General features: G+C 41.4%; 13 protein-coding genes. All 13 read left to right on the top strand.

From position 1 onward, the window contains the following. Window positions 1–70 precede the first annotated feature (70 nt). The 13 genes from G601_RS0115810 (at window position 71) to G601_RS23685 (ending at window position 14,792) form a co-directional block, all read left to right on the top strand. Window positions 71–817, top strand: coding sequence for a tRNA threonylcarbamoyladenosine dehydratase (locus G601_RS0115810; RefSeq protein WP_026665931.1), 747 nt, complete (start codon window positions 71–73; stop codon window positions 815–817). Further along, a complete protein-coding gene (nspC, locus tag G601_RS0115805) occupies window positions 814–2,052 on the top strand; it encodes a carboxynorspermidine decarboxylase (RefSeq protein WP_026665930.1) in 1,239 nt (412 codons plus the stop codon). Before G601_RS0115810 ends, nspC begins: the two co-directional genes overlap by 4 nt. A 66-nt stretch (window positions 2,053–2,118) precedes the next feature. Beyond that, the gene (upp, locus tag G601_RS0115800; protein ID WP_026490723.1) at window positions 2,119–2,748 is read left to right on the top strand and encodes a uracil phosphoribosyltransferase; all 630 of its coding nucleotides are present in this window, start codon (window positions 2,119–2,121) and stop codon (window positions 2,746–2,748) included. Window positions 2,749–2,832: 84 nt separating this feature from the next. Next, window positions 2,833–4,053: an agmatine deiminase gene (aguA, locus tag G601_RS23705; RefSeq protein ID WP_051205934.1), complete on the top strand. Its 1,221-nt coding sequence runs from the start codon at window positions 2,833–2,835 to the stop codon at window positions 4,051–4,053. A gap of 14 nt (window positions 4,054–4,067) precedes the next feature. Then, window positions 4,068–4,991 (top strand): N-carbamoylputrescine amidase, encoded by a 924-nt coding sequence (aguB, locus tag G601_RS0115790; protein ID WP_081673560.1) that lies wholly within the window; start codon window positions 4,068–4,070, stop codon window positions 4,989–4,991. A 108-nt stretch (window positions 4,992–5,099) separates the two neighbouring features. Further along, complete coding sequence (locus tag G601_RS0115785) at window positions 5,100–5,348, top strand: ferrous iron transport protein A (RefSeq protein ID WP_026490721.1); 249 nt, start codon at window positions 5,100–5,102, stop codon at window positions 5,346–5,348. A gap of 10 nt (window positions 5,349–5,358) precedes the next feature. After that, entirely contained in the window at window positions 5,359–6,813 is a 1,455-nt protein-coding gene (gltX, locus tag G601_RS0115780; protein WP_026665929.1) for a glutamate--tRNA ligase, read from the top strand. After that, a complete protein-coding gene (locus G601_RS23700) occupies window positions 6,794–8,653 on the top strand; it encodes an ATP-dependent helicase (RefSeq protein WP_081673559.1) in 1,860 nt (619 codons plus the stop codon). Before gltX ends, G601_RS23700 begins: the two co-directional genes overlap by 20 nt. Before the next feature lie 74 nt (window positions 8,654–8,727). After that, the gene (locus G601_RS23695) at window positions 8,728–9,855 is read left to right on the top strand and encodes a DUF4349 domain-containing protein (RefSeq protein ID WP_051205932.1); all 1,128 of its coding nucleotides are present in this window, start codon (window positions 8,728–8,730) and stop codon (window positions 9,853–9,855) included. 172 nt (window positions 9,856–10,027) lie between these two features. Next, window positions 10,028–12,025: an ATP-binding protein gene (locus G601_RS25285; protein ID WP_051205931.1), complete on the top strand. Its 1,998-nt coding sequence runs from the start codon at window positions 10,028–10,030 to the stop codon at window positions 12,023–12,025. Window positions 12,026–12,043: 18 nt separating this feature from the next. Beyond that, a complete protein-coding gene (locus G601_RS0115760; protein ID WP_026665928.1) occupies window positions 12,044–13,117 on the top strand; it encodes a response regulator in 1,074 nt (357 codons plus the stop codon). Between the two features lie 15 nt (window positions 13,118–13,132). Continuing rightward, on the top strand, window positions 13,133–13,876 hold the full coding sequence (locus G601_RS0115755) for a response regulator (RefSeq protein ID WP_026490718.1): 744 nt from the start codon (window positions 13,133–13,135) through the stop codon (window positions 13,874–13,876). A gap of 130 nt (window positions 13,877–14,006) precedes the next feature. Further along, window positions 14,007–14,792: a DUF6033 family protein gene (locus G601_RS23685; protein WP_051205930.1), complete on the top strand. Its 786-nt coding sequence runs from the start codon at window positions 14,007–14,009 to the stop codon at window positions 14,790–14,792.

The raw sequence follows: 14,792 nt of genomic DNA, 5'->3' as shown, positions 1-14,792 counted from the left end.
GTCTGATTTTAGTTACAGCTACATAAAAATGAAGTAAAATGATTGTGCAAATTTTATAGGAGAGTAGCTAATGGAAGAGATGTTTTCAAGAACCGGCCTTCTTTTGGGAGAAGATGCTATAGAAAAACTCCATAACAGCCACGTTGCTATATTCGGCATCGGCGGTGTTGGCGGCTATGTGTGTGAAGCCCTTGTACGAAGCGGAATCGGTTCATTTGATCTTATAGATAGCGACACTGTAGCTGAAAGTAACTTAAACAGACAGATAATCGCTCTAAAAACAACTGTTGGGAAATATAAAACAGAGGTTATGAAGGAGAGGATGCTTGCAATCAATCCTGATGTGAAGATAAATATCCATAACTGTTTTTATCTTCCCGAAAATGCCGATGATTTTGATTTTAATAAATATGATTATGTAGTTGATGCGGTGGATACAGTTACCGCAAAGCTTGAAATCATAATGAGAGCAAAGGAATGTGGCACACCTGTAATAAGTGCCATGGGCGCCGGCAATAAGCTTGATCCCTCAAGATTCAGGGTGACTGACATTTATAAGACCAGTGTCTGCCCTTTATGTAAGGTTATGAGACGCGAGCTTAAAAAGAGAAATATTAGAAAGCTTAAGGTTGTATTTTCTGATGAAGAACCAATTAAGCCTGCTGTAAGAGCGGAGGATGCCGCAGAGCTTAAGGCATCAGGCTCTTCAAGAAGAAGTACACCCGGAAGCACCGCATTTACACCTGCTGCCTGCGGACTTGTTATCGCAAGCGAGGTGGTGAAGGATTTACTTAAGGAAGGATGCTCTGATAAATGAACAATCTAAAGACTCCGGTCTATGTTATAGATGAAAAGAAACTAATAGAAAACTGCAGAATTTTAAAGGATGTACAGGAAAGATCCGACGCGAAAATACTTCTTGCTCAAAAGGCATTTTCAGCCTATAGCACTTATCCGGTAATTGCTGAGCACCTTGCAGGAACCACGTCATCCGGTCTTTTTGAGGCAAAGCTTGCCTGTGAGGAGTTTTACACTAAGGAGCAAAGAAAGCACCTTGAAGCTTCAAACATAACCTCAAGTACAAAGCTTCCTGAGATACATGTTTTTGAGCCAGCCTTTGGCGATGAGGAGATGAAGGAAATATGCGATATAGCTGACCATCTGGTTTTTAATTCCATAAATCAGCTTGAGCATCACAGAGCTGTATGGGAAAAGGCTGTTAACGAGAAGGGCTCAAACGATGAACCTAAAGTAAGAAACGGCTTTTCAGTAGGTATAAGGGTAAATCCCGAATTCTCAACTCAGGATGACCATGAGATATACGATCCCTGCGCTCCCGGATCAAGACTTGGAATAAGAGTCTGCGATCTCGGGGACAAATTACCTGATGGCGTAGAAGGACTGCACTTCCATACTTTATGTGAGCAGGGCTTTGAGCCCTTAAAGGAGACCTTTGAAGCCTTTGAAAAAGCCTTCGGGAAGTATTTGCCTGGTAAAAATAATGTCAGTCATCTTAAATGGATAAATCTTGGCGGCGGACATCATATCACAAAGCCCGATTACGACAGAGAAGGTCTCATAGAGCTTGTTAAATATATAAGAAACACCTATGGGCTCCAGGTATACCTTGAGCCCGGAGAGGCAATAGCTCTGGATGCAGGATATGTTATAACTACTGTCATGGACATTGTTAATACAGAGAAATATCCTGTACTTATCCTTGATACATCTGCTGCATGCCATATGCCTGATGTGCTGGAGATGCCCTACAGACCTCCGCTTAGGGATGGCGGCGAGCCAGAAGAGAAGAAGTATACTTACAGACTTTCATCAAGGACCTGCCTTGCCGGAGATGTCATAGGCGATTACAGCTTTGATAACGAAATAAAAATAGGTGACAGGCTCTGCTTTGAGGACATGGCTATATACAGCATGGTAAAGAACAACACCTTTAACGGAATGCCATTACCTGATATAGCTGTGCTTCACGAAGATTCCTCTACGGAGGTTGTGAAAAAATTTGGCTATGATGATTTCAAATGTAGGCTGTAACAGACTTTATAAACACTCGAATTTATGATATTATGCTAACAGTTAATTGACGGAGGTAGAGGAAATATGAAAAATGTTACAGTTTTGGATCATCCTTTGATTGAACATAAATTGTCCATCTTAAGAGACAAGCACACAGGTACAAAGCTTTTCAGAGAGCTTGTAGGTGAGATCGGAGCTTATCTTGTATATGAAGCTATGCGTGATGTTCCGCTTGAGGAGACAGTAGTTGAGACTCCTATTAAGACAATAAAAATGGGAAGACTTAACGAAGATAATTATGCATTTGCTCCTATCATGAGAGCTGGAATGGGACTTCTTGACGGAGTACTTAAGGTTATTCCCAATGCGAAGATCGCTCACGTAGGAATGTACCGTGATGAAGAGACATTCGAGCCTGTTAATTATTTCTTTAAGGCTCCCGAGGATATCGGTGAGAGAGAGGTTATTATCCTTGATCCCATGCTTGCTACAGGCGGTTCTGCCTGCGATGCAATCGAGCTTTTCAAGCAGAAGGGCGTTAAGAAGATGAGATTTATCTGCCTTATCGCTGCTCCTGAGGGAATTGACAAGGTTGTTTCAGAGCATCCTGATGTACCGATCACTGTTGCTCATATTGATGATTGCCTTAACGAGAACAAGTACATCGTTCCCGGACTTGGCGATGCCGGAGATCGTATTTTTGGAACAAAATAATTAGTTGTTATTAAATATAAAGCTGGAACCCTTTAAAGTATTTCTTTTTAGTAAGTTCCAGCTTTTTTAGAGGTTAGTGACAATATGGCTGATATGATTACACCTGGTAAAGATGGATATAGCATGCCTGCAGAATATGATCTGCATGATGCAACAATAATGATATGGCCGGTAAGACCGGGAAGCTGGGGAATAGACTCAACTGCTGCAAAGAAGGCCTTTTGCAGGATATTTTCTAAAATAATAAAGTCTGAGGTTCTCTTTGTCCTTGTAAACGAGAAGGACGCTTATGAGGCGAAGGACTTTATTAAAAGAAATACCATGAATTTAAAGAAAATATTTAACGTAAGGAGCGATGATAATAAAATCATCCAGATAAATCCCAGGGACACAGGTACAATCTACCTTGTTGAAATGGAGACCGATGATGCGTGGGCAAGAGATGTAGGCCCTACCTTTGTTCGAAATGAAGAGGGTGACATCAGAGGAATAGACTGGGCTTTCAATGCATGGGGCGGACACGTGGATGGCCTTTATGCAAATTGGGACAAAGACGACCTTGTAGCAAGCAGCTTTTGTAAGCTTATTGGAAAAGAATGCTATGACGCTCATCCCTTTGTACTTGAAGGCGGATCCATACATTCTGACGGTGAAGGCACTATCATGGTTACCGAGAGCTGCCTTTTGAGCGAAGGAAGAAACCCTTTCCTTAGTCAGTATGAGATCGAAAATAAGCTGAAGGAATACCTTGGGGCAGAAAAGGTTTTATGGCTCCCTTCCGGAATTTATAACGATGAAACCAACGAGCACGTAGACAATGTCTGTGCCTTTGTGGCTCCCGGTGAGGTGGTTCTTGCATGGACAGACAATATGCTTGATCCGCAGTTTGACTTATCGCTTTCATGCTATGAATATCTTAAGGGCGAGACTGATGCCAGAGGACGTCAGATAAAGATTCATAAGATGCCCATACCTGAAAATCCTGTTTGCATCACTGAAGATGATGTTGATAATTATGATTTTGAGGACGGCGAGGATGAACGCGAGGAAGGCGAGAGACTTGCCGCAAGCTATGTGAATTTCTATTTTACAAACTCATCAGTGCTTGTTCCTGCCTTTGGTGGAGAAAACAAGCAAAGCGACCTCATGGCCGTAAATATACTAAAGAAGATATGCAAGAACAGAGAGGTTGTCTCTATTCCTGCAAGAGATATTCTTCTAGGAGGCGGCAATATTCACTGCATTACTCAGCAGATTCCTGCAAAGGTAAGTAATATGAAACGCAAGACCGTAAATTTCGAATAAGAGAGGCTAACAACATGTATAAGGACTATTCATCTACAACAGTTGCGGCAATACAGTTTGCCTGTGGTAAGGAAGCCTATAATAATCCGGAGATATCGGATTATGAGCTCGTCAGAGCCAATATAAAAAAAGCTGATAAGCTTGTAAGAAGAGCTGCTTCTCAGGGCGCTCAGATAATTCTTCTTTCAGAGCTCTTTGAAAGACAGTATTTCTGCCAGGAAAGAAGATATGACTATTACGATTTTGCAACTACTACAGCAAAAAATACTGCAGTTCAGCATTTCAGGGATGTCTGCAGAGAGCTTTCAGTCGTTATGCCCATTAGCTTCTATGAACGTGAAGGTAATGTCCTTTATAACTCAGTTGCAATGATAGACGCTGACGGCGATATTCTTGGAGTTTACAGAAAAACTCATATTCCGGATGACCATTATTATCAGGAAAAATTCTATTTTACTCCCGGAGATACAGGCTTTCATGTATTTGAAACCGCTTACGGAAGAGTCGGTATAGGTATCTGCTGGGATCAGTGGTTCCCGGAGACTGCAAGATGTCTTGCACTTCAGGGTGCTGACATTATCCTTTATCCTACAGCCATCGGCTCAGAGCCTATTCTTAACGTGGACAGCTCGGGACACTGGCAGAGGACCATGCAGGGACACTCTGCAGCGAACATTATTCCTGTTGTTGCAGCAAACAGAATTGGTACAGAGAAGGTTATTCCTTCAGAGGAAAATGGTGGTCAGCTTTCATCACTTAATTTCTACGGACACAGCTTCATGACTGATGAGACCGGAGATATATTAAGACAGGCAGGAAATAACACTGAAGAAATCATAATGGCAGTTTATGACTTTAACGAGATTCGTCAGAACAGATTGTCATGGGGACTTTTCAGGGACAGAAGGCCTGAATGCTACAAAGAAATTACCGATTGATTATATACTTTACCGAATTAAAGCGGTGCTCTTTTCATTTGTTATATAGTGTTATATAATTTCAAAGCATGTGTTTTGACATGTAAAAATGTTCTATGAGGTAGTTGTATGACACTAACTGATGGGGAGAAAAACGGCGTTTATCTTGTAAAGGAGATGAACGTTGAACAGGACGTCTATTCCAAAAGACTTAAGTCCATTGGGATCAAATACGGATCTCACATTAAAGTTATTAATAAAAAAGAACGCGGCGGTCTCATCGTTCAGGTTGAGAAAAAACAGATAGCATTATGCCGCAACGTAGCTTCCGGAATAATCGTGGAATTCGAGAAAAAGGAATTCCCGGAGGTTATGTAGAAGGAGAGTTATGGCACAGAAGATCAGAACCCGTTACGCACCGAGCCCTACGGGAAGAATGCATGTTGGCAATCTCAGAACAGCTCTTTATGAGTTCCTTATTGCCAAGCATGAGGGCGGTGATTTCATCCTCAGAATCGAGGATACAGATCAGGAGCGTTATGTTGAAGGCGCTACAGAGATCATTTACAGAACACTTGAGAAAACAGGACTTATCCATGACGAAGGTCCTGATAAGGATAAAGGCGTAGGCCCTTATGTTCAGAGTGAGAGACAGAAGGAAGGACTTTATCTTAAATATGCCAAGGAGCTTGTTGAGAAGGGTGAAGCTTATTATTGCTTCTGCACACCTGAGAGACTTTCTACACTTGTACAGGTTATCGATGGCAAGGAAGTAAGCAAGTACGACAAGCATTGTCTCCACCTCTCAAAGGAAGAGATTGAGAAGAACCTCGCTGAGGGAATGCCTTATGTAATAAGACAGAACAATCCTACAGAGGGTCAGACAACCTTCCACGATGAGCTTTACGGAGATATCACAGTTGAAAATGCAGAGCTTGACGACATGGTTCTTATCAAGTCTGACGGCTATCCTACATACAACTTTGCAAACGTTGTTGATGACCACCTTATGGGAATCACACATGTTGTAAGAGGTAACGAGTATATCTCTTCATCACCTAAGTACAACAGACTTTATGATGCATTTGGATGGGAAGTACCGAAGTACATCCATTGTCCTCTTATCACAGATGAGGATCATCATAAGCTCAGTAAGAGAAGCGGACATTCTTCATTCGAGGATCTCGTTGAGCAGGGCTTCCTTACCGAGACAATTGTTAATTTTGTGGCGCTTCTTGGATGGTCACCTGATGACAATACTGAGATCATGAGCCTGAACGAGCTTATTGAGAAGTTTGATTATCACAGAATCAGTAAGTCTCCTGCAGTCTTTGATTATACAAAGCTTCGCTGGATGAACGGCGAATATCTCAAGAAGATGGATGAGGATGAGTTCTACAAGCTTGCAGAGCCCTACATGAAGAAAGTTATCAAGAAGGATCTTGATCTTCATAAGATCTCAGCTATGATCAAGACAAGAATTGAGATATGGCCTGATATTCCGGACATGATCGACTTCTTCGAGGAGATGCCCGATTACGACGTATCTATTTACAAGCATAAGAAGATGAAGACTGATGAGGCTTCATCCCTTGCAGTATTGAAGGATCTTCTTCCTATTCTTGAAGCTCAGGAGGACTACAGCAATGACGCCCTCTATGCAAGACTCCAGGAATACATCAAGGAGAAAGAATACAAGAACGGCTATGTACTCTGGCCGATTCGTATAGCAGTTTCAGGTAAAGCCATGACTCCCTGCGGTGCAACCGAAGCAATGGAAGTTATTGGAAAGGAAGAGACTCTTAGGAGATTAAAAGAGTCTATTGCCAAGCTTGAGGCCTGACCTGAATGTAAAATGTAATTCCGCTCAGAAAAGTGCAATAGAGCACTTTGAAGGACCTGCTTGTGTTATAGCAGGTCCAGGCAGCGGTAAAACCTTTGTTATTATTCAGCGGATACTTAATCTGATCCGGAAGGGAGTTAGTCCCGGATCGATCCTTACGATAACCTTTACAAAGGCAGCTGCCATCGAAATGCAGCAGAGATTTATTAAAGAAACTGATTCCATGTATCCGGAGGTTCTCTTCGGAACATTCCATTCCATTTTTTATCATATTTTAGACAACAGAAATTATTCAATTTTAAAGGAGCCTGATAAGTACAGGATTCTTTCGCATATCCTGCAGGGGAAGGATTATGACAATGAATCTATTAGGCTTATTCTCTCTGAGATATCAAGGCTTAAAAATACGGGTGAGCCAATAGAAAACCGTGATAAGGGTGTACCCTTTTACGAGGACTTCCCTGAAATTTATTCTGAATACTGCGAGATTTTAAAGGAGCAGTCATTAATGGATTTTGATGATATGGTGCTCCTGTGCAGAGATTATCTGATAGACAGACCTGACGTAAGAAAGAAGTGGCAGGATAGATTAAAGTTCATTCAGATTGATGAATATCAGGATATAAATAAGATGCAGTTTGAGGTTGTAAGGCTCCTTCTTAATGAAAAGAATAATCTTTTTGTGGTAGGCGATGATGACCAGGCTATATATGGCTTTAGAGGATCTGATCCTAAATTAATGCTGACCTTTGATGAGTATTTTAAGGACGCAAGAAGGATAATTCTTGATACGAATTACAGATGCGCCCCTGCCATATTGGACGCTTCAAAGCTTGTGATCGACGAAAACAAGATAAGGTATAGAAAAGACATTAAATCCGGCAAATGCCAAAATGCAGGGATTTTCAGAGGTGCATCATTCACAGACAGAAGTGAACAATATACAGGCATAATCCGTAAGCTGAATTCCATGAAGACGAATATGCAGCTCTCCGACATAGCAATAATCGTAAGGACAAACACTGAAGCTACTGGTATTGCCAGAATACTAAACGATGCAAATGTACCTTGTCTTTACAAGGAGAAAATCGTTGCACTTCATGAGAAGCCTGTTGTAATGGATATTTTATCTTATATGGCCTTTGCCAAGGCAGGCCAGAAGCGAAGCGACTTTATACGAATCATGAATAAACCTGTAAGATATATCTGCAGAGAATGCTGTTCCAGGGAGATAATAAAAGAAAGCGACCTTACAATGTATTACCAGAAAAAGGGTAAGCTAAGAATGACCACTACAGTGCAGAAGTTCTTCAGGGATATGAAGCTATTATCAAAGCTTAGTCCAAAGGGCTCGGTTCACTTTATAAGAGGGTACCTTGGCTACGATAAATACCTTAAGGAAAAGTTCATTGGAAATGAAAAGGTGTGGACCATTCATAAGGAGGAGCTTGATGAATTCGAGAAGCTCTGCGCCGGCTTTAAAACCTATGAGGATTTGATTGAGTATCTGGAAGATACCTCCAGAGTTCTTGATAAGATGCGAAATACTAAGATTGTAAATAAAAGCGGTGTTAGGATAATGACTATGCACGCATCTAAGGGACTTGAATTTAAGGTTGTTTTCCTTCCGGACTTAAACGAGGGCATCGTACCATCGAGGAAGAGCATAACCAGTGAGGAAATTGAAGAAGAGCGGCGCATGCTTTATGTTGCTATGACAAGGGCTAAGGAGGAACTTTATCTTAGCTTCGTCAAAGGCACCAAGGAAAATCCCATGAGAATGTCAGGGTTCCTTAGGCCTGTTCGGGATATTTTTGATGCCGGTATAGATGTTAAATAACTATAAAATAATAGAAAATAGTGCGGTATTTTGATAGAATAATCCTAGCTTTAAATATTTGTTGGAGGGTAACTATGAAAAGGAAATACGTAAAAGTTTTAAGGCTTTTGACCGGGGCTATGGTCTATATGATGGTAGTTACCGGTTGCGGCAGTAGCGACGGGGCTTATGCTACAAAAAGCATGGATGAAAGCTACGCTACAGAATCAGCCATGGAGGGCGGAGTATACGATGCTGAATACGAAGAAGCCTATGATGAGGGCTCTACTAACAGCAGCACCCAGGCTGAGGAGATAACAGAAGAAAAGTCATCAGCCAAGCAAAAGCGCAAGCTCATTACAAATATGAGCATGAACACGGAAACAAAGGAGTTTGACAAGACTGTTGATTTCCTTCAGAAGAGAACTGAGGAACTCGATGGTTATGTAGAAAGCTTTAGTACTGATAAGAGCTCCTATTCAGAAGAGCGCACAGCTAATCTTACTCTTAGGATTCCCGAGGAAAAGCTTTCAGGCTTTGTGACAGAGGTTGCAGATGTAAGTAATATCACTTCCCAGGAGATGAATGTTACTGATGTAACTTTAACCTACGCAGATCTTGAAAGTCACAGGAATGCACTTCGTGCTGAGGAAGAGCAGCTCCTTACTCTTATGGAGAAAGCTGAAACCATTGAAGATATCATGACTATCCAGGATAAGCTCACGGATGTACGCTATCAGCTTGAGTCCATGGAGTCACAGCTAAGAACCTATGATAATCAGATAACCTACAGTACCTTAAGAGTAACTGTCCGAGAGGTTATTGAATATACACCCGAGCCTGTTAAGAATCCTTCCTTCTGGGAGAGAGCAAGGGATGGCTTCCTTGATAACTGTGAAGGTGTAGCAACCTTCTTCAAGGAATTTGCACTGCTTATAATCACTCATTTGCCTGTGCTTACGATCCTGATAATCATTGTTATCATCATCATTGCTATCGTAAGATTTGCAAATAAAAAGAGTAAGGAGAGACTTGCCAACAGACCTCCTGTTATGCCAGGACCTGTACCCGGTGGTATGCCGCCTGTTCGTCCAAACGACAAGCCTAATCAGGGAACTGCACAGGGTAAGAGCGTACCTCCGATTCCTCAGGGACCTACCACCTATGGAAAGTCGTCTATAGAGGATAAACCTGTGACAAAAGATGAGCCACCTAAGAACTAAATGATGCTTTGAATGCCCTTGGAAAATTATAAATTCCAAGGGCATTTTTTTCTTATATTTTTTTAATAACTGAGATTATTGTTATTGAAAACCGCTAATGTTATGATGAAAAAAAGTAATTTTATAAGTGGGAGTATGTTGATTATTAAGCATTTTACGGAGATGTTTGCCGATGCTTAGAGAGGCTCTTGAACGGTTCAAGAAAGAAGAAGATAAGTACTTCGAAATCTGTGAACAAAGCATAATTCAAATGAATATGTCTGTTCAGAGAAAGATGTCTGTTATTCTTGTGGGCATCTTCCTCATAATGCTCATCATCGCAAGGGCTTTACTTCAGGGCTTTCGCGTTCATAAGACATACTATGCGCTTTTTACACTTATTGTTGTATTTTTTATTACAAACCAGTATTTAAAGGACAGAGTTGTATCGATGAAAATGTGCCGGGCAGAGTCCGTTTTCTTTTATGGCCTTTTATATCTGGCACTTATCAGTATCGATATTCTTCCTTACAAAAATCAGCATGCCGGCTTGTTTCCGTTTTTCCTCATAATGTTTTCAATCATTTATATAGACAGGCTGAAGCTATATATAATTTTCGATCTTTCGCTGGCTGCGGTATTTTGTGTGCTTTGCTTTATCTGGAAGGAAAATTTTTATTCCTCCAGAGATGTTTTTTCAGTTATTTCCTGCCTTTTTGTATCCGCAATCAGTACGACCATTCTTGTAAACCTGCGTATCAGAGAGGCACTTAATGCAGCAAGTCTCGTGGATCTTGGAACTAAAGCTGCAGAAGCAGAGGCTAATGCCATAGCGGCAAATGGTGCAAAGACACAGTTTTTATCCCAGATGTCCCATGAGATAAGAACTCCCATAAATGCCATTTTAGGTATGAACGAGCTGATCATCAGAGAATATGATGATCCGGATCTTAAAAAGTACACTCATGGCATTAAAACTGCGGGCAACACTCTTTTGGCTCTTGTAAATGATGTACTTGATTTTTCAAAGATCGAAGCAGGAAAGATGGAGCTTTATAACGTCGACTATGATCTTGCAGATATGATCTCGGAGCTCATCAATATGGTCGATGAAAGAGCCAAAAACAAAGGACTTAAATTAAATGTCGTTGTAAACAGCCAGACCCCGCATCTGCTATATGGAGATAATGTAAGACTTAAGCAGATAATACTTAATATTCTTACTAATGCAATAAAGTATACGGAGCATGGCGAAGTAAGATTTGCCGTGGACTATATTTCCGGCGGACACCTTGATGTTCAGGGAATAATCGGGCTTAAGGTATCAGTATCTGATACTGGTATTGGTATCCGCGAGGAGGATATGCAAAAGCTCTTTGCTCCCTTTGAGAGACTTGAAGGATCCAGAAACAGAAATGTAGAGGGTTCAGGACTTGGAATGAGCATCGTACAGAAATTCTTACAGCTCATGAATTCTGAGCTACACGTTAAGAGCGAATATGGAAAGGGCTCAACCTTTTCCTTTGTTGTAAAACAAAAGGCCAGAAGCTGGGAGCCTATAGGGGACTTTAAGGTCACCTATGAAAAGATCATTCAGGGCGATAAGAAGTACAAGGAGCTCTTTACAGCTCCGGATGTTGATGTTCTCATTGTTGATGATAATGATGTAAACCTGGTGGTTGCAAGGAATCTTTTGAAGGATACGCTGGTAAACATTGATACAGCCGCATCCGGTAAAGAAGCGCTTGAGATGTCCATGGAAAAGAAATACGACATCATGCTAATTGACCACAGAATGCCTGAGATGGATGGAATGGAACTCCTGTGGAGACTTAAGAGCGATGAGAATAATCCTAATAAGGATACACCGAGCATAGCACTTACGGCCAATGCCTTTGCGGGGGCAAGAGATGTATACCAAAAGTCAGGCTTCCAGGATTATCTTTCAAAGCCCATTATCGGTGATAACTTAGAGAGGATGCTCATTAAGTATCTGCCTGAAGAAAAGGTCAATACCGACGGCGGAAAAGAGAAGGTGAAAAAGAGGCCTGTTAAAATAATAAAACAGGTGATCACGACTAACGCTGTTGACAATGTAGCTGATATAAAGGAGCTACGAGAGAACTACAGCGACGATAAAGAGCTTTACGATGCAATTGGACTACTGATGCACAGGGCGAACATGGACTAAATTGTTTCGGAGGTTAAAGTGAACGAAAAAGTTTTGATAGTTGACGATTCCGAACTGGATAGATTTTTTATAAAAAAACTCCTTAGTTATCTGGGCATTGAGTCAGAGGAGGCTGAGGGCGGAAAAGAGTGCTTGAAATCAGTCCGCTCAAATGAGTATGCGCTGATACTTATGGATTATCTGATGCCGACCATGACCGGAATAGAGACTCTGAACAAGATAAGAGGAAGTAACGGAAACAAAAATGAATCAACTCCGGTTATAGCCCTTGTATCACCGGATGATCCCGACGAAGGAAAGCTTTGTTTGGAAGCGGGATTTGCCAATTACCTTGATAAACCTGTTGATTTTAAACAGCTTACAGCAGTTCTTATCATGTACTTACCTGACAGCGTGCGAGGTGACCTGAAGCTACCAACCGAAGATAAAAACAGCATTCAGGGACCTATAACCGCAGCGCCTATGGCTGCGAGAGCTCCAGAACCAGAACCTGAGCCTGCAGGAAACGATACGCTAAAGGCTTTGGAGGGTGTCGCTGAAATTGATGTACAAAAGGGTATTTCACTTTGCGGCTCGGAGGATGGATACCTGACAGCCCTTGAAATTTTCTATACATCAATTGATGTAAAGGCTGATGAAATAGAGAACTATTATAACAACGAGGACTATAAGAACTATACAATAAAGGTTCACGCACTAAAGAGTTCAGCCAACCTGATAGGTGCCCTGCAGCTATGGCAGGATGCGAAGGACCTTGAGGAAGCAGGAAACAATAACAATATTGAAAAGATAAAGAACGAAACGGATGCTCTTTTGACAGCCTACAGGTCATTTAAAGAAAAGCTATCATTTATGTCCAATGAAAAAGAAGAGGAAGAAAAGCCTCCTGTTGATGAATCAGCTTTAAATGACGCATACGCATCTCTTAATGAATTTATAGATGCCATGGATTTTGATCTTGCCGATATGGTCATAAAATCCATGAAGGATTATAAGCTGCCGGAAAAGGATGACAAGATTTTCAAGGAAATGGAAAGACTCTTAACCGGGCTTAACTGGGAAGACATGAAGAAGCTTATAGATGAGAGATAGGATTCGGAGAAAACTATGGCTAAGAAAGTTACTATCATAAGTTCAAATGAAACCTTTATGGTAAAGGGACTTATCATGAAGTTGCAGGGCGTCGGAATTGAGGCAACCTTCTCTTCAGATAAGGTTGAGGATCTGCAGAAGAATCAGGAATCTGCTAATGTTTTCATCTATTATCTTGATGAAATCGTACCAAAATCCCTGATCTATCTTAAGGATCTGTGCCTTGAGACCCACAGGCAGGTAATTTTCATAAGTAATCCTCTTGAGTACGAGGAGGCGCTTACGTATCTTCCTGAGTCCCATGTCCACAGCTTCTTTGAGAGACCTCTCCAGATGGATGCCTTCATCGAGACCATGGATAAATTCTTCATGGACGTGATGATGGAGACTAATAAAAAGAGCATTCTCATAGTTGATGATGATGTCACCTATATGAGAACCATCAGAGACTGGCTAAAGGACGACTACAAGGTTTCAATGGCTAATTCCGGAATACAGGCGATCACCTGGCTTGCAAAGAACAAGGCTGATCTTATCCTTCTTGATTATGAGATGCCTGTAACACCGGGGCCCAAGGTTCTTGAGATGTTCAAGAGCGATATGAGTATTAAGGATATTCCTGTAATGTTCCTTACAGCCAAGGGCGATAAGGCCAGCATCGTAAGAGTGCTTGCGCTTAAGCCTGCGGATTACATTCTTAAAACAGTTGACAGAAACTCACTTCATCTAAAGATAGACAACTACTTTAGAATGAAATGATTTTTGTACAAAAAATATTTTTATATAACTATAAAGTACTAACGTAAACCGTCCGATAAAAATATTGGAGTAGTATATCCATCTAAGTGACACGGAGGTCACGGGTTCTAAAAACAAAGGAGGGTTTCATATGAATATGGTAAATGGCATTGGTTCCAATATTGCGAGCCAGTTAAGTGCTTATCAACCTAAAAAACGCGATCCCGAAAAAGTTGACAACATGAAAAAGTCGGAAGCTTCCATTGGTATGCAGAAAAACAAGCAGGTTTCCGAGAGTCATATCCAGGAAGGCCTTGAGTTATCTGAGGGTGCAAAAAAACTTTTGGACGAACTCAAAGAAAAGTATGGAAATATGGACTTTTTTGTGTCAAACTATTCTTCAGATGAGGAAGCTCAGGATATTATGTCCAGAGGCACTAAGGAATACAGTGTTCTGATCGATCCTGAGACCCTTGAAAAGATGGCTGCCGACGAGGAGACCAAGAACAAATACATGGGTATAATCGAGGAATCCACCGGTAAGCTTGACGAGATCAAGGAACAGCTTGAAGAATCCGGTCAGGAGGTTGAATCCATCGGGATCAATATCGATGCAGAGGGTGCAGTTAAGTTCTTTGCAAAGATAAAGGAGCAGAACGAAAAATATCAGAAGCAGGTTGCTGAAGATAAGGAAGCTGCTAAGGCTGAGGAAGAAAAGGCCAAGAAGCATAAAGAGCGGGAGGAAGCTTTAGAGAGACTCCGTGACGGACACGGGACTAATCCTTACGGAAAGAAAGAGCCTCCTTATGAGAAAACCACTACAGTTTACGCTGATTCGGCAGAAGAACTATTAGAAAAAATTCAAAATGTAGACTGGAGCCAGATCGAGGCTACTCCTGTTAAGGGATTTGGTCATAAGATTGACTTCACAGTCTAA

Source organism: Butyrivibrio sp. FC2001, assembly GCF_000424125.1.
In the GTDB taxonomy this organism is placed as follows: domain Bacteria; phylum Bacillota; class Clostridia; order Lachnospirales; family Lachnospiraceae; genus Butyrivibrio.
Note: the sequence above shows the minus strand (reverse complement) of the source record. Positions and strands in the feature narration are given on the sequence as shown.

Coding starts and splice junctions, on each gene's coding strand:
- G601_RS0115810 (WP_026665931.1), top strand. CDS start 71: ATGGAAGAGATGTTTTCAAGAACCGGCCTTCTTTTGGGAGAAGATGCT.
- nspC (WP_026665930.1), top strand. CDS start 814: ATGAACAATCTAAAGACTCCGGTCTATGTTATAGATGAAAAGAAACTA.
- upp (WP_026490723.1), top strand. CDS start 2,119: ATGAAAAATGTTACAGTTTTGGATCATCCTTTGATTGAACATAAATTG.
- aguA (WP_051205934.1), top strand. CDS start 2,833: ATGGCTGATATGATTACACCTGGTAAAGATGGATATAGCATGCCTGCA.
- aguB (WP_081673560.1), top strand. CDS start 4,068: ATGTATAAGGACTATTCATCTACAACAGTTGCGGCAATACAGTTTGCC.
- G601_RS0115785 (WP_026490721.1), top strand. CDS start 5,100: ATGACACTAACTGATGGGGAGAAAAACGGCGTTTATCTTGTAAAGGAG.
- gltX (WP_026665929.1), top strand. CDS start 5,359: ATGGCACAGAAGATCAGAACCCGTTACGCACCGAGCCCTACGGGAAGA.
- G601_RS23695 (WP_051205932.1), top strand. CDS start 8,728: ATGAAAAGGAAATACGTAAAAGTTTTAAGGCTTTTGACCGGGGCTATG.
- G601_RS25285 (WP_051205931.1), top strand. CDS start 10,028: ATGCTTAGAGAGGCTCTTGAACGGTTCAAGAAAGAAGAAGATAAGTAC.
- G601_RS0115755 (WP_026490718.1), top strand. CDS start 13,133: ATGGCTAAGAAAGTTACTATCATAAGTTCAAATGAAACCTTTATGGTA.
- G601_RS23685 (WP_051205930.1), top strand. CDS start 14,007: ATGAATATGGTAAATGGCATTGGTTCCAATATTGCGAGCCAGTTAAGT.